The sequence below is a fragment of the Bradyrhizobium sp. ISRA430 genome, assembly GCF_029909975.1.
Taxonomy (GTDB): Bacteria; Pseudomonadota; Alphaproteobacteria; order Rhizobiales; family Xanthobacteraceae; genus Bradyrhizobium.
On sequence record NZ_CP094516.1, the window covers coordinates 1,597,646 to 1,616,645 of the forward strand.

22 protein-coding genes are annotated in these 19,000 nt (G+C 64.6%); 14 read left to right on the forward strand and 8 right to left on the reverse strand.

Translation table 11 applies throughout. The annotated features are described in order from the left end of the window. A complete protein-coding gene (locus MTX21_RS08205; RefSeq protein ID WP_280964303.1) occupies nucleotides 1-705 on the reverse strand; it encodes a TetR/AcrR family transcriptional regulator C-terminal domain-containing protein in 705 nt (234 codons plus the stop codon). A gap of 333 nt (nucleotides 706-1,038) precedes the next feature. Between MTX21_RS08205 and rpsF the strand changes: the two genes are divergently transcribed. The 4 genes from rpsF (at nucleotide 1,039) to rplI (ending at nucleotide 3,515) form a co-directional block, all read left to right on the forward strand. Next, the gene (gene rpsF, locus MTX21_RS08210) at nucleotides 1,039-1,509 is read left to right on the forward strand and encodes a 30S ribosomal protein S6 (protein WP_280964304.1); all 471 of its coding nucleotides are present in this window, start codon (nucleotides 1,039-1,041) and stop codon (nucleotides 1,507-1,509) included. Nucleotides 1,510-1,514: 5 nt separating this feature from the next. Beyond that, the gene (gene rpsR / locus MTX21_RS08215) at nucleotides 1,515-1,754 is read left to right on the forward strand and encodes a 30S ribosomal protein S18 (RefSeq protein WP_011441353.1); all 240 of its coding nucleotides are present in this window, start codon (nucleotides 1,515-1,517) and stop codon (nucleotides 1,752-1,754) included. Nucleotides 1,755-1,888: 134 nt separating this feature from the next. Next, nucleotides 1,889-2,860 (forward strand): DUF2232 domain-containing protein, encoded by a 972-nt coding sequence (locus MTX21_RS08220; protein ID WP_280964305.1) that lies wholly within the window; start codon nucleotides 1,889-1,891, stop codon nucleotides 2,858-2,860. Between the two features lie 49 nt (nucleotides 2,861-2,909). Further along, the gene (rplI, locus tag MTX21_RS08225) at nucleotides 2,910-3,515 is read left to right on the forward strand and encodes a 50S ribosomal protein L9 (RefSeq protein ID WP_280964306.1); all 606 of its coding nucleotides are present in this window, start codon (nucleotides 2,910-2,912) and stop codon (nucleotides 3,513-3,515) included. Between the two features lie 121 nt (nucleotides 3,516-3,636). Here rplI and MTX21_RS08230 read toward each other — a convergent pair whose 3' ends face one another. The 3 genes from MTX21_RS08230 to MTX21_RS08240 all read right to left on the reverse strand — a co-directional run bounded on the left by MTX21_RS08230 (nucleotide 3,637) and on the right by MTX21_RS08240 (nucleotide 5,828). Continuing rightward, nucleotides 3,637-4,104, reverse strand: coding sequence for a PaaI family thioesterase (locus MTX21_RS08230; protein WP_280971002.1), 468 nt, complete (start codon nucleotides 4,102-4,104; stop codon nucleotides 3,637-3,639). A gap of 14 nt (nucleotides 4,105-4,118) precedes the next feature. Beyond that, on the reverse strand, nucleotides 4,119-4,715 hold the full coding sequence (locus MTX21_RS08235; protein WP_280964307.1) for a TetR/AcrR family transcriptional regulator: 597 nt from the start codon (nucleotides 4,713-4,715) through the stop codon (nucleotides 4,119-4,121). A gap of 102 nt (nucleotides 4,716-4,817) precedes the next feature. Beyond that, a complete protein-coding gene (locus MTX21_RS08240; protein WP_280964308.1) occupies nucleotides 4,818-5,828 on the reverse strand; it encodes a hypothetical protein in 1,011 nt (336 codons plus the stop codon). A 278-nt stretch (nucleotides 5,829-6,106) separates the two neighbouring features. On the opposite strand from MTX21_RS08240, the gene MTX21_RS08245 reads away from it, so the two are divergent. Together MTX21_RS08245 and MTX21_RS08250 are read left to right on the forward strand one after the other, a co-directional pair. Then, nucleotides 6,107-7,357, forward strand: coding sequence for a cyclopropane-fatty-acyl-phospholipid synthase family protein (locus MTX21_RS08245; RefSeq protein ID WP_280964309.1), 1,251 nt, complete (start codon nucleotides 6,107-6,109; stop codon nucleotides 7,355-7,357). 130 nt (nucleotides 7,358-7,487) lie between these two features. Beyond that, nucleotides 7,488-7,661 (forward strand): hypothetical protein, encoded by a 174-nt coding sequence (locus MTX21_RS08250; protein ID WP_280964310.1) that lies wholly within the window; start codon nucleotides 7,488-7,490, stop codon nucleotides 7,659-7,661. Between the two features lie 661 nt (nucleotides 7,662-8,322). Here the strand turns inward: MTX21_RS08250 and MTX21_RS08255 are convergent. Both MTX21_RS08255 and MTX21_RS08260 read right to left on the reverse strand, forming a co-directional pair. Then, nucleotides 8,323-9,504, reverse strand: coding sequence for an IS91 family transposase (locus tag MTX21_RS08255; protein ID WP_280970930.1), 1,182 nt, complete (start codon nucleotides 9,502-9,504; stop codon nucleotides 8,323-8,325). Between the two features lie 6 nt (nucleotides 9,505-9,510). Continuing rightward, nucleotides 9,511-10,371 (reverse strand): site-specific integrase, encoded by an 861-nt coding sequence (locus MTX21_RS08260; RefSeq protein ID WP_128943944.1) that lies wholly within the window; start codon nucleotides 10,369-10,371, stop codon nucleotides 9,511-9,513. Nucleotides 10,372-10,690: 319 nt separating this feature from the next. Between MTX21_RS08260 and MTX21_RS08265 the strand changes: the two genes are divergently transcribed. Both MTX21_RS08265 and alr read left to right on the forward strand, forming a co-directional pair. Beyond that, entirely contained in the window at nucleotides 10,691-12,196 is a 1,506-nt protein-coding gene (locus MTX21_RS08265; protein WP_280964311.1) for a replicative DNA helicase, read from the forward strand. Between the two features lie 46 nt (nucleotides 12,197-12,242). Further along, nucleotides 12,243-13,493 (forward strand): alanine racemase, encoded by a 1,251-nt coding sequence (gene alr / locus MTX21_RS08270; RefSeq protein ID WP_280971003.1) that lies wholly within the window; start codon nucleotides 12,243-12,245, stop codon nucleotides 13,491-13,493. 12 nt (nucleotides 13,494-13,505) lie between these two features. On the opposite strand, the gene MTX21_RS08275 is transcribed toward alr, so the two are convergent. Beyond that, the gene (locus MTX21_RS08275) at nucleotides 13,506-13,724 is read right to left on the reverse strand and encodes a cysteine rich repeat-containing protein (RefSeq protein WP_280964312.1); all 219 of its coding nucleotides are present in this window, start codon (nucleotides 13,722-13,724) and stop codon (nucleotides 13,506-13,508) included. A 45-nt stretch (nucleotides 13,725-13,769) separates the two neighbouring features. Between MTX21_RS08275 and MTX21_RS08280 the strand changes: the two genes are divergently transcribed. Then, a complete protein-coding gene (locus MTX21_RS08280) occupies nucleotides 13,770-14,540 on the forward strand; it encodes an exodeoxyribonuclease III (protein ID WP_280964313.1) in 771 nt (256 codons plus the stop codon). A 7-nt stretch (nucleotides 14,541-14,547) separates the two neighbouring features. Here the strand turns inward: MTX21_RS08280 and MTX21_RS08285 are convergent, their stop codons facing one another. Then, on the reverse strand, nucleotides 14,548-14,916 hold the full coding sequence (locus MTX21_RS08285) for a GFA family protein (protein WP_280964314.1): 369 nt from the start codon (nucleotides 14,914-14,916) through the stop codon (nucleotides 14,548-14,550). A gap of 270 nt (nucleotides 14,917-15,186) precedes the next feature. Here MTX21_RS08285 and MTX21_RS08290 point away from each other — a divergent pair, with 270 nt between their 5' ends. From MTX21_RS08290 to MTX21_RS08310, 5 genes are read left to right on the forward strand one after another with little or no spacing between them, the layout of a single operon-like run. Then, nucleotides 15,187-15,927: a FadR/GntR family transcriptional regulator gene (locus tag MTX21_RS08290; RefSeq protein ID WP_279370326.1), complete on the forward strand. Its 741-nt coding sequence runs from the start codon at nucleotides 15,187-15,189 to the stop codon at nucleotides 15,925-15,927. 40 nt (nucleotides 15,928-15,967) lie between these two features. Then, the gene (locus MTX21_RS08295; RefSeq protein ID WP_280964315.1) at nucleotides 15,968-16,867 is read left to right on the forward strand and encodes an NAD(P)-dependent oxidoreductase; all 900 of its coding nucleotides are present in this window, start codon (nucleotides 15,968-15,970) and stop codon (nucleotides 16,865-16,867) included. Nucleotides 16,868-16,876: 9 nt separating this feature from the next. Then, the gene (locus MTX21_RS08300) at nucleotides 16,877-17,560 is read left to right on the forward strand and encodes an amino acid ABC transporter permease (protein WP_280964316.1); all 684 of its coding nucleotides are present in this window, start codon (nucleotides 16,877-16,879) and stop codon (nucleotides 17,558-17,560) included. A gap of 7 nt (nucleotides 17,561-17,567) precedes the next feature. Continuing rightward, on the forward strand, nucleotides 17,568-18,236 hold the full coding sequence (locus MTX21_RS08305) for an amino acid ABC transporter permease (RefSeq protein WP_280964317.1): 669 nt from the start codon (nucleotides 17,568-17,570) through the stop codon (nucleotides 18,234-18,236). A gap of 1 nt (nucleotide 18,237) precedes the next feature. Continuing rightward, nucleotides 18,238-18,996: an amino acid ABC transporter ATP-binding protein gene (locus MTX21_RS08310; protein WP_280971004.1), complete on the forward strand. Its 759-nt coding sequence runs from the start codon at nucleotides 18,238-18,240 to the stop codon at nucleotides 18,994-18,996. The last annotated feature ends 4 nt before the right edge of the window (nucleotides 18,997-19,000 follow it).

Below are 19,000 nucleotides of genomic sequence, written 5' to 3' on the forward strand. Positions count from 1 at the left end.
CTAACTCTCCTCGTCCTGAGAGGTTGAAGCGCCGCCGTCGTCGACGAGGCGCAGGCGCGCGGCATCGTCTGTCGATTTCGCCTGCTCGCCGAGGACGCGCAGCATCTCGCCGCAGAGCTGTTCGGGTGAGCGGCCCATGGCGTAACCTTCGAGGACGACGCCGATCGCGACGGCCCAGAATCGCCGGGAGCTTTCGTCCGGTGCGCGCAGGGAGCGCCAGCCATGCCGCGCCACCTGCCCCGCATAGGCGCGCGCACCCTCGGCATGCAGGCGTTCGATGGTGCGTTCGACCAGCGGCGCGAGATCCTGGCGCCGCCGCGTCAACGTCAGCGCCTCGGCGAAGAAGGCAACCGAATCGCTCGCCGTGACCGTTTCCGCTAGCGCATGGGTGTACTCCCGAGGCGAGCGCGCCCTCAGCGCCGCCTGCTCGGTCGCGCGCGCGAGATAAAGAAGATCGCGGCAGGCGCATTCGACGAACAGCGCCTCTTTGGTGCGAAAGTAATAGGTGATCTGGCTCGGGAAGGCGTTTGCGGCGGTTGCAATGTCGGCGATCGAAGTACCGGACAGCCCCCGCTCCTTGAACAGCGGGCTCGCCGCGTCGAGCAGTAGCGAGCGCATCTTGCGACCAGCCGAGCGCGTGGCACGCGCAGCGTGCTTTGGGTCGCCGGCCGTTTCAAACGGGGCTTGGACGGATTTTCCCGCCATTGAATCCTCCCAGATTTATTTGTATGATATACAAACAAATAAATCAACCCGGTTCGGCCTGTTTTGAGCGCCCACACCGGGACCATCCGGGTCGAAACTGGCCCTCGCAACCTTGCAAAGTCGGCCAAAATCCGTATAAAGCGCGCCATCCGCAGACCCCGGCCGGGAGCTGAACGGACGGTCTCAGCAAATTCCTTCGTGATTTTGGTGTGGCAGGGCCAGTCGGCCCGTCGTCCCGTGTTTCCGCCTTCTGAGCTTAATCCCAGAGTCCTTTCCGAAGGTCTCTTAAGGGCTTGACGCCGGGTGAAGCGCCAACATGAGGAAAGGACATCCATGCCTCTTTATGAGCATGTTTTTCTCGCGCGTCAGGACGCGAGCCCGCAGCAGGTGGAAGAGCTGACCACGCAGATGACCGGGATCGTCGAAGGTCTCGGCGGCAAGGTCACCAAGACCGAGAACTGGGGCGTGCGCTCCCTCACCTACCGCATGAACAAGAACCGCAAGGCGCACTTCGTGCTGCTCAACATCGACGCGCCGTCGGCGGCGATCGCCGAGATCGAGCGCCAGGAGCGCATCAGTGAAGACGTGATCCGCTATCTCAGCATCCGCGTCGAGGAGCTCGAGGAAGGCCCGTCCGCGATGATGCGCAAGGCTGATCGCGATCGCGAGCGCGACGACCGTGGCGGCGGCTTCCGCGGCGAGCGTGAAGGCGGCTTCCGTGGCGACCGTGAGGGTGGCTTCCGCGGTGACCGCGGTCCGCGCCGCCCCCGCGAGGAAGCCGAAACCACGACGGATGAGGAGTAAGAAACATGGCTGAAGCTGGCGCCCGCCGTCCGTTTTTCCGTCGCCGCAAGACCTGCCCGTTCACGGGTCCGAACGCGCCGAAGATCGACTACAAGGATTCTAAGCTGTTGATGCGCTACGTTTCCGAGCGCGGCAAGATCGTGCCGAGCCGCATCACGGCGGTTTCCGCGAAGAAGCAGCGTGAACTCGCCCGCGCCATCAAGCGCGCGCGATTCCTGGGCCTTCTGCCCTACGTGATCCGCTGATACGACCGACTTCGACCGGCGGCGACGACGCCGCCGGTCGCGACGTTATGAACTCATAAGGCTTCCGGGTCGTCCGGTTGCCGATGGTTGGGGCAAACAATGCCTCTAACCGCTCGGAAGGGGCGGGACAGCTAATGATGACCTTTGGACTGATAGCCCTGATCGCCGGCGCTGCGTCGGCCCTAATGTTCGCCTCGATCGTTTCGGGCGCGCTGATCTCGCTGGTCCTGTTCTATCTTGCACCATTGCCGCTGATGGTCGTCGCGATTGGCTGGGGACCGCTTTGCGCGAGCCTTGGCGGTATCGCGGCCGCGATCGGCCTCGGCGCACTGTTCGGCCTTCCCTATTGCATCGCCTTCGCCGTCACCGTCGCACTGCCGGCCTGGTGGCTTGGCCACCTCGTCTTGCTCGGCCGACACGTGGGCGCACCTCCCGACGCCACCGAGTCGCCGGCCGAACCCGAGATCGAATGGTACCCGGTCGGCCGCATCCTGCTGTGGATAGCGGGGTTTGCCACACTGACCGCGATGGCCGCCCTCCTCACGCTCGGCACCGACGCCGACACCATCACCAGCACGTTGCGCCGCGGCCTGATGCGCATCCTCCATACCGCCGATCCGCAGACCACTGGTGAAGCTGACCAGTTCATCGACGCCCTGGTGCGGATCGCACCGGCCGCCGCCGCCATTATCTCGATGATGACGCTCACCCTCAACCTCTGGCTCAGCGCCAAGGTGACCGCGACCTCCGGCCGGCTGCGCCGCCCCTGGCCGAACCTGATGACCGCGGAATTGCCGACCATGACGCTCGTAGTGCTGTGCGTCGCGCTCGCGTTCTGCTTTACCGGCGGGCTGCTCGCAATCGTCGCACAGATCACGACGGCGGCGCTGATGATGGCCTACGCGCTGGCTGGGTTTGCCGTGCTGCACACGCTGACGCTCGCGCTGAAGAGCCGCGCCTTCTGGCTCGGCTCGGCCTACGCCGTCGTCGTCGTGTTCGGATGGCCGGTGATCGCGATGGTGATCCTCGGTCTCGCCGATGCCGTGTTCGGCGTTCGCGAGCGTTTCCTGCGCAACAGGCAACCGCCGCCGCTGCCAACCCCTTAAGTCCAACCCTGAAAACTAAGACTCGCACAACACTTCAAAGGAGAACGTTATGGAAGTCATTCTGCTCGAACGCGTGAACAAGCTCGGCCAGATGGGCGAAGTCGTGAAGGTTCGCGACGGCTATGCCCGCAATTTCCTGCTCAAGCGCGGCAAGGCGCTGCGCGCGACCGCCGACAACCGCGCCAAGTATGACGGCATGAAGGCCGAGCTCGAGGCGCGCAATCTCCAGGCCAAGGGCGAGGCGTCCAAGGTCGCCGAGAAGATCGAAGGCAAGAACATCATCGTGATCCGCCAGGCCTCCGAAGCCGGCCAGCTCTTCGGCTCGGTCACCGTGCGCGACATCGTTGCCGCGTTCGAGGCCGACGGCGTGCACCTCGACCGTCCGCAGGTGCAGCTCGACGCGCCGATCAAGACCATCGGCAAGCACACGCTGACCGTCGCGGTTCACCCAGAGGTCGAAGTCGAGATCACCGTGACGGTCGCGCGCAGCCAGGACGAGGCCGATCGCATCAACCGCGGCGAGGACATCTCGACCCGCAACGAGGACCGCGATGCGGCCGCCGAGGCGATCGCCGCCGCCGGCGAGTTCTTCGATCCGGAAGCCCAGCACGAGGAGCTCGCGCCGGCGCCGGCTGCGGAAGAGACCGAGAAGTAAGCCACGAATACAACACGTCATGCGCGGGCTTGACCCGCGCATCCATCACATAAGGGCTTCTCGCTGAAAGATGGATTGCCGGGTCAAGTCCGGCAATGACGAGAGAACTAGCCCGGCCGCCTTACGCGGCCGGGCTTTTCGTTTTCGCGGCAACGTCCTCGGTCAGCATCGCGATCGAGGCCAGTGCCGTCGCCGTGTGCTTCTCCACGCCGTCGGTGAGGCAGAACACGTCGGCCGCAACGACCGCGACCTGGCGGCCCGGCTTGATCACCCGCGCCCGGCAGATCAACTTTTCGCCGACCGCGGGCGCCAGCAGATTGAGCTTGTATTCCGCGGTCAGCGCCGGCTGGCCGCGCGAGGTCGCCGCCGCAATCGTCGTGGCGTTGTCGACGAGGAAGGCGGTGACGCCGCCATGAAAGAAGCCGTGCTGCTGCAGCAGCTCGGGCCGGCGTTCCACCGCAATCGTGCAGGTGCCGCGCGACAGCTCTGACAATTCAGCGCCGACCAGGTTCATGAAGCCCTGCCGACCGACATTGGCGTGGATGCGCTCCGCTACGGCTGCGAAATCGGGATCTGCCTCGGTTCCTATCATGACGCCGCTCCTCATTTTCTGTTGATACCCTCGGGCGGCAGCAACGCGCGGATAGCGCAGGTGATCAAAGTATCGGCCTCGCTGCGCGGATCGATCCGATCGCGCCCGGAGAGAAAGGCGCGGCAAAATATCTGCGCCGGGCCGATGAGCTGGCTGATGAACATCACGGGCGTCATCGGCAGGAGATCCCCGCGCGCAACGAGCGGCGCGCGCCAGCGCTCGATGCCTTCGGCAAGACGCGCGTTCTGCGCGCGCTGGGCGTCGCGGACGTCCTCGCTCCATTCTCTGCGGGAGATCTCGAACAGATAGCGCGCCTCGCGCCGGCTCAACACGACCCAGTCGAGATGCGCGCGGATCAGGCGATCTATGCCCTGCCCGGCATCCGGCAGGGGATCGAGCGCTTTGAGCATCGCGGCGTGATAATGGCGCAGCACTTCGAGGAACAGCGCGCCGGCGAGCTGCTTCTTCGATCCGAAGGCATGGAAGAAGCTGCCGTTCGAGGCGCGCGCGCGGGCGCGGATCGCCGCCACCGTCGCAGCCTCGAAGCCGACGCGATCGAACACCGCGAGCCCCGCTGCCAACAAGTCGTCACGCACGCCGGATGACATTGGCCTCCTAGAGCATAACTCTAGAGCAACACTCTAATCACCGTCAAGACGATGCGGAGGCCGCGATCGACGCGACCTCCGTGGCCTTGAGCTGACGATTTGCTATCGCGAGATCGGCGGGGTCGGCAGGCCGGACGGCTCCGTCGCTGCCGGTGGAGGTGCCGCGGCGGTCGGGGTTGATGGCGGCTCCTGCGGCTTTGCCGCCGGCTCAGAGCTGCCGCCGGTCGTCGTCTCGGCCGGTTTGGACGCGGCCGCTTCGGTCGGCGCGGCGGACTCGGCCGGCTTCGCAGCGGCGTCCGGCGGGGCCGGCGTCGCCGGCTCAGGCCGCGGCGCTGGAGTCTCGCCGCCGCTCGGCTCGACCTTGACGCTGTCCGGCTTCAGTTCAGCGGGCTTCTCGGGCGCCTTCGCGTTATCCGGCTTGGCTTCATCGCGCCCGGCATCCACCTTGGCGCTCTCGCTCTTGGGTTCGGCCTTCGGCTCAGATTTGGCTTCACCCTTGTTGTCGTCGGCCGGTGCCGCGGCGTCGACCTTCGGCGCCTCTTCGCGCTCCGGCCTGCCGCGCTTGCTCATGCGTTTGGATTTGCGGCCTTCGTGAGTGCGCTCGTTGGCGGCCTCCGGCTTGGCACCTTCCTTGGCGCCCTCCTCGCTCGGTCGTGCCATGCGCTTCTGGCGTGCGCCCTCAGGCGCCGGAGCCGCGCCCTCGCCCTCCGGCTTCGCCGCTTCCTGCGAGCGCTGGCGGCGCCCCTGATGTTCAGGCGCCTGCGCGGGATTGGTATTGGCGTCCTTCTCTTTGGCGCCGTCCTTCTTGTCCTTGCCGTCCTTGGCCTGATAGCGAGTGTCGGTGGCACCGTTGGAGACAAGGTAGGAGGCGAGAATGCCCGCCATGTCCGGGCTCGTGGTGTAGTGCTGGCGCAGGAAGCCCGGTAGCGACCCCGGCGCGACCGTCCTCAAGAGTCCCCGCGGGCTCTTATGGCAGGCGTTGCAGGTCTGCGCGAAAAGCTGCGACGGGCTTTTGCCGGCTTCGAGATTGGTGGCCTGCGCAAAAACGGCGTCGGTCGCGCCAAAGCCGATCAGAAGCAATACCGTCGCGAGGCTGAGCGCTCGGCTCGACATTCCCATCATCTCCGTTGAAAAAACTGCAAACACAGCCGTCATCCCGCGCGGCGGTCACCTTTTAGCCGATTGTGGCATGAATGGAAGGCGGCTCATCGCGCAAGGATGTGATTACGCGATTTTCGAATATCGGCTTTGTACACAATGCAATAGCGGGTCGGAACAAGCTCCACTACATTTAGATGCAAACGCATAGGAACCGATCCGGTCCCTGGGCGTCAGAACAGAAGGCCGGGTTAGTCGCATCTTTTCGGGTTCGCTCGGGAGGTAGGGTGGCGATGGACCGTTTGTTGCGTAAATTCCTGTCTCAATTCATCCGCCGCGGGTCGATGACGGTGACCACCGCGAGCGGGATGAAATTCGCCGTCGGCGATGGCTCCGGCGAGCCGGTGGAAGTCCGCTTCGTCACCACGGATGCGCAGCGACGGATCCTCATCAATCCCGAACTCGGGCTTGGCGAGGCCTATATGGATGGCGAATTCATCGTCGAGCGCGGCACGATAGCTGATGTCCTCGCGATCCTGCTCGATCAACCCGACGTATTGCCGCAATGGGCAAAACCGTGGTGGCACCTGCGCTACCTGACGCGGCACCTCAAACAGTTCAATCCGCGCTCGCGCTCGCGCAGCAACGTCGCCCATCACTATGATCTCGACGGCCGGCTCTATTCGCTCTTCCTCGATGCCGACAAGCAGTACAGTTGCGCCTATTTCGAGACGCCGGAGACCTCGCTTGACGATGCGCAGCTCGCCAAGAAGCGGCACATCGCGGCAAAGCTCCTGGTCAAGGGCGGGCAACGCGTGCTCGACATCGGCTCGGGCTGGGGCGGGCTTGGCCTCTACCTCGCCGAAATCGCGGGCGCCGACGTCACCGGCGTCACGCTGTCGACAGAACAGTTGCAGGTCTCCAACGCGCGCGCGGCCGAGAAGGGCCTGACCGGATCGGCGCGCTTCCTGCTGGAGGATTATCGCGACATCGACGGGCCATTCGACCGCATCGTCTCGGTCGGAATGTTCGAGCATGTCGGCGTGAAGTTCTATGACACCTATTTCAAGCGCTGCGCCGAGCTGCTAAGCGAGGACGGCGTGATGCTGCTGCACTCGATCGGCCGGTCGCAGGGCCCCGACTCCACCAATCCCTGGATCGCCAAATACATATTCCCCGGCGGTTATATCCCGGCCCTGTCGGAGGTGTTTCCTGCGATCGAGCGAGCTGGGCTCCTGGTCTGCGACATCGAGATCCTGCGCCTGCACTATGCCGAGACGCTCAAGGCCTGGCGGGAGCGGTTCATGGCGCGGCGCGAGGAGGCCGTGCAGCTCTACGACGAGCGTTTCGCGCTGATGTGGGAATTCTATCTCGCAGCCTGCGAGATGACCTTCCGCAAACAGGGCATGATGAACTTCCAGATCCAGCTCACCCGCCGCCAGGGTGTGGTGCCGGTTACGCGGGACTATATCGGACATGAAGAGGCCAGGCTGCGCGGCCTCGAAGGCGGCACCAAGCCCAGACTGAGGCTCGCAGGCGAATAAGGGTTAGTGACGCAGCGCTGATGCCCGATGGGGCCCGAAAGAGGCCGGGAGCGCCAATTGTACGCGCACTCGGGCGAGCGTCTCGGCCGGGACCGGCTCTCGCCGCAGTTCCGGCCGCGCGGCATCCTCCATGGCGGCGATCAGCGCCGACAGCCAACGCCGGCTGCCTGCCTCGCTTCGCCAAATCTGGGGCCGCCGTTCTGGCCGCATCGATTGCCTCGTCTTTCTGACGACGGGTTTCAGCGGACAAACCTCCTGCCCGCTTTCCCGTTCCGCCACCCCGAAAGAATCCGGGAAGATGTGAACTGGTTCACATAAATCTGGTCCGCCCTGGCCTATTCCGTCGCCATGAGCGAAGAGACCCGAACCTCCTTCGACGTGCAGGACGACCTCCGCACCGACTACGCCCTGATCGCCACAGGCGTCGGAGCGGCCCTGGTTGCGCTGGTCTACCTCCTGCTGGTCTGAGCCCGAGCCGAAAGCTGGCCAGCGTGCCGACTCGTGCGCGCTCTCATGGATGGGTCGGCGCGCCGACATATAAGGTTCACGTCATCCGGATTTTTCCGCGGCAGATCACCTTGTCGGAATCAGGCTAAGTTCCGTTCAAGAATCTTGAGGGTTCTGTGAGGTCGCGTGGCAGGCGCGAGCCGCGCGCTCTGTCGTGCGTGCGACCTCATAGAAGCCGGATTGAACGAAGCTGCGGAGTTGTGGGCGCTATGGGAATAGTGCAGCGGGTGCGGCTGCTGGGAAGGCGCTCCTGTGGTCGCCGCGCGTCGGCGAGACATTCATCGGATGTGAGCAGCCCGTTTGATAGGGCCAAGGGCGCGATCCAGCGAGCGACTTGCTGCGCTGGGATGCGTTGCCGAACGATTGGCGTGGTGTTCGGTGACGAGCGCGGCCGCGGCGACTTCGGACGTTGCCACCGCGAAGGTGATCACAGAGGAGGTGGATGGTGCAGGCGCTGGTCATGACGTATCACAACGAAACGGATGGTCGCGGGCGCAGGCTCGCGGGACGACATCGACGCGCCGCATGGTGCCGCCACAATGCGGGCAGACGGGGATCTTCCATTTGGTGAGGGGATCGTCGCCGGCTTCTTGATCAGTCGGAGGGTTGCGGACAGTAAGGAGTTGACGGCAGAAGGCGATTTTATCGCTGCGTCCGCCATTGGCGAGGAAACCATAGTGGCGGATGCGGTGGAAGCCGTCCGGCAGGGTGTGCAGGAGAAAGCGACGAATGAACTCATCGGCATTAAGCGTCATCACTTTGGCTTTGCGATTCTGCCGATAGTCCTTCCAGGAAAAGCTGACCTTGCCGTCGGCAAGCGAGATCAGCCGGCTGTTGGCGATGGCGACGCGATGCGTATAGCGGCCGAGATAAGCCAGCACCTGTTCGGGGCCGCCGAATGGCGGCTTGGCATAGACGACCCAGTCGGTCCGTCGGAGTTGAGCGAGGCGTTGGGTGAACGCGGCGGGATCCGCCAGATGCGCGAGATCGCCAAAGAAACCCAACTGGCCAGCCGCGAAGGCAGCTTGCAGCTCTTGCAGAAACAGGCGGCGGAACAACCGGGAGAGGACGCGTACTGGCAGGAAGAAGCCGGGCCGGCAAGCGACCCAGCGTGTGCCGTCGAGCGAGGGTCCACCGCCGGGCACGACGCAGTGGAGATGCGGATGGTGTTGCAGGGTCTGGCCCCAGGTGTGGAGGACGGCGGTCACGCCGAGCTGAGCGCCGAGATGCTTGGGGTCGGCCGCGATGGTGGCGAGCGTCTCGGCCGCGCAGCGGAACAGGATGGCGTAGACGACGGCCTTGTTCTGGAAGGCGATCTCTCCGGCGGGGGCCGGCAGGGTGAAGACGACGTGGAAATACGGTACGGGAAGGAGTTCGGCTTGCCGTTCGGCGAGCCATTGCGCGCGCGCCGCGCCCTGGCACTTCGGGCAATGCCGATTGCGACAGGAGTTGTAGGCAATGCGTGTGGCGCCGCAGTCATCGCACTGCTCGACGTGGCCGCCGAGCACAGCCGTCCGGCATGCCGTGATCGCGCCCATGACGCGCCGCTCGACGCGGCCCAGATGCTCGGCACGGGCTTGCCGAAACGCTTCGCCGTGGCGGCGGAAGATATCCGCCACTTCCAGAACCGGAGCCATCAGGTCCGCTCAGCCGGGCGGCACGACCTCCAGGCGGAGCCGGTCAAGCGGACTTGGCGTATTGCTGATGGTCTTGGTGGCGACTTGGGTATAGCGCGCCGTGCTGGCCAGACTGGCATGACCGAGCAGCACCTGGATGATGCGCACGTCGGCCCCGTTCTCCAGGAGATGGGTCGCGAATGTGTGCCGCAGCGTATGCACTGTCACCGACTTGCTCAAGCCGGCCGCAGCGCAGGCTGAACGGCAGGCGGCGTGCAGCACGTTGGGGACGAGCGGACGCTCGTCGTCTCGGCCGGGAAACAGCCATCGCTTTGGCCGAGTGAGCCGCCAATACGTCCGCAGAATCCTCAAAAGCTGCGGCGAGAGCATAACGTAACGGTCCTTGCCGCCCTTGCCGTGCTCGACCCGGATCAACATCCGTTGGCTATCAATGTCGACAACCTTCAAGAGGACCACTTCCGATACGCGCAAGCCTGCGGCATAGACGGTGGTCAGCGCGGTACGGCTCTTGAGGCTTGGGATTGCTTCCAGGAAGCGCACGACCTCGTCGGCGCTCAGCACGACCGGCAGTTTGCGCGGTTTACGCGCATAGGCGATGCGCTCCGGAACGGTGTCATGACCAAGGGTCACACCGTAGAAGAACCGCAGTGCGCAAACGATCTGGTTCAGCGCCGGCCAGGACATCCCCGTCGCAACCAGATGAACCTGGAAGGCACGGATATCCTCCAGGTCGAGGCGGTCAGGAGAACGACCGAAATATCGGCTCAACTTCGCTACGGCGTTGAGGTAGGATTGCTGCGTCGCCGGTGACAGATTGCGGACCGTCATGTCCTCGATCATGCGGCGGCGAAGTGGGCTGATCTCAGCCATCGGAAAACCTCCTGTCTAAAGGGTTGGGCTTCGAAAACCCGCAATCCTCTCAGACAGGAGGCAATCCTTGCTACGCCTCCCTACATGCCGCGCCAGCGGCTTCGTTCAATTCCCTAATCATCTCAAGCGCGCACGGTCGCAACGCTTAAGCAGCGCCTCGCCTCGCGCCGCGATTCCAGCGTCAAGACGTTGACAGGACGTGACGCGAGGATTCACACACCGGATTGTGTGAATCGGGCATAAGGCACGGGAGTGCTTTCTCTGTGGCGGAGAGAAGCGCTTTATCCCCGACCCGCGCTCCCAATGACAAGCACGAACTATGGCTCTGACTGATTCCACCGTCCTCAAACTCGCGCCCGATCCCGGAACTCCCGCCTATCGGAGCGCGCCGCATAACATCGAGGCGGAACAGAGCCTTCTCGGCGCGATCCTGGTCAACAACGACGCTTTTTATCGCGTCTCCGACTTCCTGGAGCCGAAGCACTTCTTCGAGCCGCTGCACCAGACCATTTTCGAAACCGCCGGCAGCCTGATCCGGATGGGCAAGATCGCCACGCCGGTGACGCTGAAGACGTTCCTGCCCGCCGATACCGACGTCGGTGGCATGACGATCGGGCAGTATCTGGCGCGCCTCGCCGCGGAAGCGACCACCATCATCAACGCCCAGGACTACGGCCGCACTGTCTACGACCTGTCGCTTCGGCGCGACCTGATCGGCATCGGCGAGGACATGGTCAATGTCGCCTATGACGCGCCGGTCGATTTCCAGCCGCGGGCGCAGATCGAGGACGCCGAGCGGCGTCTCTACGAACTCGCCGAGTCCGGACGCTATGACGGTGGCTTCCAGAAGTTCTCGCAGGCGCTGACGGTTGCGGTCGATCTCGCGGCGAAAGCCTTCCAGCGCGATGGGAAGCTGTCGGGCATCTCGACGGGCCTGCGCGACCTCGACACCAAGATGGGCGGCCTGCAGCACTCCGACCTCATCATCGTGGCGGGCCGTCCCGGCATGGGCAAGACCTCGCTTGCGACCAACATCGCCTACAACGTCGCGCAAGCCTACGTTCCAGAACTCCAGGCCGACGGCACCATGAAGGCCGCCAATGGCGGCGTGATTGGCTTCTTCTCCTGCGAAATGTCGGCCGACCAGCTCGCCACGCGTATCGTGGCCGAGCGCACCGGCATTCCCTCCTCCCACATCCGCCGTGGCGGCATCTCGGAAGCCGATTTCGAGAAGATCCGCCAGGTTTCGATCGAGCTGCAGTCGCTGCCTTTCTATGTCGACGCAACGGGCGGTCTGTCGATCGCGCAGCTCATGGCGCGCGCGCGCCGTCTCAAGCGGCAGAAGGGCCTCGATCTGCTCGTGATCGACTACATCCAGCTTCTGTCCGGCTCGGGCAAGCGCGCCAGCGACAGCCGCGTGCAGGAAATCACCGAGATCACGACCAGCCTGAAGGCGCTGGCAAAGGAGCTCAACGTACCCGTGATCGCGTTGTCGCAGCTCTCGCGTCAGGTCGAATCGCGCGACGACAAACGGCCGCAGCTCTCGGACCTGCGTGAATCCGGCTCGATCGAGCAGGACGCCGACGTCGTGCTGTTCGTGTTCCGCGAGGAATATTACCTCGCCATGAAGGAGCCGCGTCCCGGCACCGAGGAACACGCCAAATGGCAGGCCGACATGGAGCGCACGGTCGGCCGGGCCGAAGTCATTATCGGCAAGCAGCGCCATGGTCCGACCGGCACGGTCGAACTGCACTTCGATTCCTCGGTCACGCGCTTCGGCGACCTTGCCCATGATGGTCAGTTGCCGGACCGCAGCGACTACTGAGTTCCTTGAACAGCGCCTGCCTCTTGCGTAAAACGATGCCATGACAGTGGCGTCGGACCCGAAAATGATCCTGCAGACCGGCCTCCTTTCCGCGGAGGCCAACCAGGCCGCTGCGCTTGCAGCCTTCGGCGGCGTGCTCACCGTCGATCTCGATGCCATCATCGCCAATTGGCGCAAGCTCGAGAAAACCGCCGTTCCGGCCGAATGCTCGGCGGTGGTCAAGGCCGACGCGTATGGCTGCGGCGCCGCGCAGGTCGCGCGCGCGCTGAGCAAGGCCGGCTGCAAGACCTTCTTCGTCGCCACCATCGAGGAGGCACGCACTGTGCGCGCCGCGGTGCCCGAGGCGACGATCTACGTGCTCGGCGGCTATTTCCAGAACACCGGCGAGCACTACGCCAACATCAATTGCCGGCCGGTGATCGGCGATCTCAACGAGCTCGCCGAATGGGATGTGTTCTGCCGCCGTACCGGCTGGACCGGCGGGGCCGCCATCCACGTCGACACCGGCATGAATCGGCTCGGGCTGACGCTCGCGGAGGCGCAGGCCATCATCCCCCGCATCCATGCCGGCGATCACGGCATCACGCTCGTGATGAGCCATCTGGTCTCGGGTGAGCAGGTCAACAGCCCCGTCAACGCCAAACAGCTCGCCGCCTTCCGCAGCATCGCCAGCGCGTTCGCGGGCGTGCCGGCCGCGCTCGCCAATTCCTCCGGCATCTTCCTGGGCGCCCATTTCCAGTTCGACATGGTGCGGCCGGGTGCGGCGCTCTACGGCGTCAACCCGACGCCGGAGGCCGACAATCCGATGCAGCAGGTCGTCGATCTCAAGGCGCGCATCGTGCAGACCCGCAATCTCGAGCGCGGTGAGACCGTCGGCTATGGCGGCACCTGGACCGCGCGGCGGCCGACGAAGCTCGCGATCGTCGCGGTTGGTTACGCCGACGGCTATTTCCGCGCCGCCAGCTCCAATGACGGCACCCGCGGTGCCGAGGTGATCGTGGCGGGCAAGCGCTGCCCGGTGGCCGGCCGCGTCTCCATGGACCTGATCGCGATCGACATCACCGAACTGCCGCCGAATGCGGCGCGGCGCGGCCACATGGCGACGCTGCTCGGCGAAGGCATCACCGTCGACGAGCTCGCACATCATTTCGGCACCATCGGCTACGAGGTGCTGACCAGTCTCGGCCGCCGCTACGCCCGCGTCTACAAGGGCGGGAACGTGGTAGAGCCGATCGCAAAGCCGGCACCTGCACCGGCCGCCGAGCAGCCGGCGAGCCCGCCGCCGCTGCCAACCTGAGCGGCTCGTCCCTTACTTCTTCCGGCTATCGAGCGCCGCCTTGCAAGTCGCGGTGAGCTGGTCGCGCTTGGCGTTGAGGCAGGCGACGATGCGGCCGGTGCCGGGCGCGATGCCGGCGCAGAATTTGTCGTAGTCGGTCTTGCACGCGCCGCGCGTATCGGTCGATTGTGCCAGCGCGGCCCCGGAGAACATGACGGCAAAGGCGACGGCAGCGAAGTTCAACTTGGACATGGTCTCTCCGGCTCGGATCGTAACGAACAAGGCCGCCATCTCTACATGAAGATCGCGACATTCAACATCAACAACGTCAACCGCCGCCTGCCCAATTTGCTGGCGTGGATGCGCGCGGCGAAGCCCGACGTCGTCGCCCTCCAGGAGCTGAAGGCGACCGACGCCGAATTCCCGATCGCGGCGATCGAGAAAGCCGGCTACGGCGCGGTGTGGCGCGGACAGAAAACCTGGAACGGCGTCGCCATCCTCGCCCGCAACACCGAACCCGTGCTGACTCGCGACCGATTACCCGGCGATCGTGACGATCACGAGGCACGCTACATCGAGGCCGCAATCCGCGGCATCATCGTTACCAGCATCTACCTGCCCAACGGCAATCCGCAGCCCGGGCCGAAATTCGACTACAAGCTCGCCTGGTTCGCGCGGCTCCAGCGCCACGCCAAAACATTCCTCGATCAGGACCTGCCGGTTGTGCTCGCCGGCGACTACAACGTCGCGCCGACCGCGATCGACATCTATCCGACACGCTCGTGGGACAACGACGCGCTGATCCAGCCGAAAAGCCGCAGAGCCTTTGCTTCACTGGTCGCACAGGGCTGGTGCGATGCGATCCGCAAGCTGCATCCGGAGAAAGGCATCTACACCTTCTGGGACTACAAGCGGAACCGCTGGCCGCGCGATGCGGGCCTGCGGCTCGATCATTTGCTGCTCAGCCCGAAGCTATCTCCGCGCCTCATCAAGGCAGGCGTCGACAAAACGACTCGCGGCGAGGACGGCGCCAGCGATCATGCGCCGGCGTGGCTGGTGCTGCGCTGACAGCGCCTCACCACAGGTTCTTCCCGTCGATGACATTCACAGGCACCGCATCGAGATCGAAATCGTCGAACAGACGCGCATTGACCGCGACCTTGGGATTGTCGAAGTCCGGCTTGCCGGTCGACCAATCCGGGGACTCCGAGTAGGTCCCGCAGCCGCAGCTCGCACAGAAATGATGTTTGACCGTCCGGCTGCCCCAGAGATAGGTCGCGACATTGTCGGCGGGCGACAGCAGGCGGAATTGCGCCGGCTTGTAATAGGCCCACAATGCGCCGCGCTTGGCGCAGAGTGAACAAGTGCAGCGCGTCACGCTCGAAGGCACCTCGGTCACCTCGAACACCGTCTCACCGCAATGACAGCTTGCCTCGATCGGCATGACCGCTCCCTCTCTCAATGGCAGGAGACGGTCGTATCCCGCCCCTGCTGCCAACATGCTGTCAGCAGCATGGCACGTCGCGGCCCCTAGTTCGCGGAAGGGCGCGCGCGGGCTGCGGTGATCGGTTCGCCACTAAAATTCGCAAAACAACCCCATGCAAAGTAGCCGGTTGTGCCCTGCCTGGTTCAAAGCCGCTAGCTCCAGCCCCCTTGACGGCATACTCTGGTCATCCTACTGGTCTAACCAAGGTCATATCAAGACGAGACGGGGATGGAGCTCAAGCGGGCCGCCGAAGGCGAAAAGGGATTCGAGAAGGTCTTTGCCTTCTTGCGCGAGCGCCTGCTTGCAGGCTCGCTCAAGCCCGGCGACCGCCTGATCTCGGAACGCGAGCTTGCGAGCCTCCTCGGCGTCAGCCGTCCGATCGTCCGGGAGGCGCTGCGCGCCCTTACCGTGCTCGGCATCGTCGAGATCCGCGACCGCATCGGCACCGTGGTGACCCGGCCGGACGTGTCGGTCCTGAATGACTTCTTCACCTTTGCGCTGGCCCAGCAGGCCGACATGCTCGACGACGTCATGCAGGCGCGCGTCGCGATCGAATGTCAGGCGATCCGGCTCGCCTGCGAACGCGCCGGCATTGCCGATTTCGAGCGCCTGCAGCGCGCGCTTGCGAAGATCGAGGAGACGATCGACGAGGCGGATGCGGGCGGCATGGCCGATTTCGAATTCCATCGCGCGATCGTCGTGGCCTCACGTTCCGAGACACTGACCGTCCTGCATAATTCGATGGCGGGTCTGCTGACGCATTCGCATCGCAGCCGCCGCGAGCTGGTGCAGGCCTTCCCGTCGATGAAGACGTATCTGATCGACGACCACCGGCGCATCTTCGAGGCGGTCGTCGCGCGCGACCCAGAGCGGGCGGATGCAACGCTGCGCAAGCACTTTGCCATCGGCGATGAATACCGGCGGCGGGCCGTCGTCGGCGAGACGGACAGAAGCAGCGCCTCACGCTGACTGGCTGGCAGACCTGCGAAACAAGAAACGGACGAGCGACATGGGACGGGATGACAAGGGCAGCGTCGGCTTCATCGGCATCGGCACGATGGGCCGGGAAATGGTGCGCAATCTCCTGAAGGCCGGGCACGCGGTTCGCGCTTTCGATCTCAATGGGGCTCCGGTCGCCGACGTCGTGAAGGAAGGCGCGGCCCGCGCGCAAAATCCCGCTGATGCCGCGCGCGGCGCGGACGTCGTCGTCACCATGCTGCCCGATACGCCCCATGTCGAGGCGACCATTTACGGCGAGGATGGCCTTCTGAAATCGCCACCGCCCGGCAAGCTTATCGTGGACATGAGCACGATCTCGCCGGTCGCCGTCCGCCGTATCCATGCCGATTTGAAGCAGACAGGCGTCAGCTTCATCGATGCACCGGTCTCGGGCGGACCGCTGGGCGCGAAGAACGCCGCGCTCTCGATCATGGCGGGCGGCGATACCGACGCCTTTGCCCAGGCCGAACCGTTCTTCCGCGCGATGGGCACAACGATCACGCATGTCGGCGCGTCCGGCGCGGGCCAGACCGTCAAGCTCTGCAATCAGCTCATCTGCGGCATCAACATTCAGGCGATCTGCGAAGCGCTCGCGCTGGGACGCGCCTCCGGCGTCGATCTCAACCTGCTGCGCCGGGTGCTGCTCGGCGGCTCAGCCGCCTCCTGGATGCTCGACAAGCTCGGCCCCGCCATGATCGAGGGCGATGTCGGCGCCGGCTTCCGCATCGATCTAATGCTCAAGGACCTCCGCCTGGTGCAGGAACACGCGCAGGCGCTGAACGTGCCGCTGCCCGGCACCGCACTCGTCACCAGCCAGTATGTCGATGCGCGGGCACATGGCGAGGGCACAAACGGCAACCAGGCGCTGTTCCGCGTCTATGACCGCATGACGAACCAGGTCACGGGCTAACCGGGCGCGATGAGCATTCAACTCGACTTTCCTGCGGTGCTGGAGCGCTGGCCGAGCTTCCTTGGCGGCGCCGCCCTCACCCTGGAGCTCGCGGCCCTCGCGACCGTGTTCGGCGCCCTGCTCGGCACGCTTGCCGCGGTCGGCCGCGGAACGCACAAACCGCTGATCGCAACCGCCTGCAGGATCTATGTCGAAGCCATCCGCAACACGCCGCTGCTGGTCCAGATCTTCCTGGTCTATTTCGGGCTTGCCAGCCTCGGCCTGAAATTCTCCGCCTTCACCGTGGCGGTCGCGGCGCTGACCATCAATGTCGGCGCCTATACCGCCGAGATCATGCGCGCCGGCTTCGAAGCAATCCCGCGCGGACAGATCGAGGCGGCAGAGGGGCTGGCTCTGTCGCGCGTGCAGATCTACTGGCACATCATCCTGTTGCCCGCGGTCGAGCGGGTCTATCCCGCGCTCACCAGCCAGTTCGTGCTCTTGATGCTGGCCTCCTCGGTCTGCTCGCAGATCTCGGCCGAGGAGCTCACCGCGATCGCCAACTACATCCAGTCGGACACTTATCGTGCGTTCGAAACTTACATCATCGTCGCCGTCCTCTACGTCATCCTATCGCTGGTGATGCGCGCCGGCTTCTGGGGCCTCGGCCTGGTGCTGTTTCCCCGCCGGCGCCGGCGCGGCACGCCGTTGTGAGATGATCATGGGCGGACATCTCAACATCAACCACCTGATCTTCCTTGGCCACGGCGCGCTGTGGACCGTCGGACTGTCCGTGATCGCACTGATCGGCGGCGGCATCGTCGGCTTCATGATTGCGCTGGCGCGGATATCGCCGCTCAAATCGGTGCGGATCGCCAGCGCCGCCTATGTCCAGCTCGTCCAGGGCACACCACTGCTTGTCATCCTGTTCCTCGGCTATTTCGGCCTGGCCGCAATCGGCCTCCAGGTCTCGCCGCTCGTGGCCGCCTCGGCCTCGCTCACGCTCTATGTCGCCGCCTATCTCGGCGAGATCTGGCGTGGCTCCATCCAATCCGTGCCCAAGCCGCAATGGGAGGCGGCCGAAGGCCTCGCCCTGAGCCGGACCCAGCGCATGCTGAAGGTGATCTTGCCGCAGGCGATCCGCATTGCGACGCCCCCCACCGTCGGGTTCATGGTGCAGATCATCAAGAACACTTCGCTCGCCTCGGTGGTCGGGTTCGTCGAGCTGATGCGCTCGGGCCAGATCGTCAACAACTCGCTGTTCGAACCCTTCGTCATCTACGCGATCATCGCCGTCGTCTACTTCGCCATGTGCTACCCGCTATCGCTGTTCAGCCAAAGGCTGGAACGGCGCATGGGACGTGGCAAGGTCAACCTCGCTCCAGCCTGACATGCAGCAGAACCTCTCCTCCTCCGAACCGATCGTGTCGCTCCGCGACGTGCAGAAGAGCTTTGGTCCGCTCAAGGTGCTCGACGGCGTCAGCTTCGCCGTCGATCGCGGCGAGGTGCTCGCCATCATCGGCCGGTCCGGCTCCGGCAAGAGTACAGCGCTGCGCTGCATCGACCGCTTCGAGAAGGTCGATGGCGGTGAGATCGTGGTCTGCGGGCACCGGGTCGACAGGCCGGACGTGGATTTGCGCGCTTTGCGCCAGGACGTCGGCATCGTGTTCCAAAGCTACAATCTGTTCCCGCATCTCACGATCGAACAGAACATCACGCTGGCGCCCTGCGCCGTGAAGAAAATCGCTGCCAACCAGGCGAAGGACCTGGCACGCAAGGTCCTCGCGCAGGTCGGGCTCGAGGAGAAGCTTCACGCCTATCCCGAGCAGCTATCCGGCGGCCAGCAGCAGCGCGCCGCAATCGCCCGCTCGCTGGCGATGCAGCCCAAGGTCATGCTGTTCGACGAGGTCACCTCTGCGCTCGATCCCGAGCTCACCGGCGAAGTGCTGAAGGTGATCGAGCAACTGGCGGCGGATGGCATGACCATGGTGATGGTCACCCACGAGATGGGGTTCGCCAAGAGCATCGCCGACAGGATCGTGTTCATGCATCGCGGCAAGGTCCACGAAACCGGGCCTGCCTCGATCCTGACATCGCCAACGACCCCCGAGCTGATGCAGTTCGTCGGCACGGGCAATCTAAAATCATGACAGG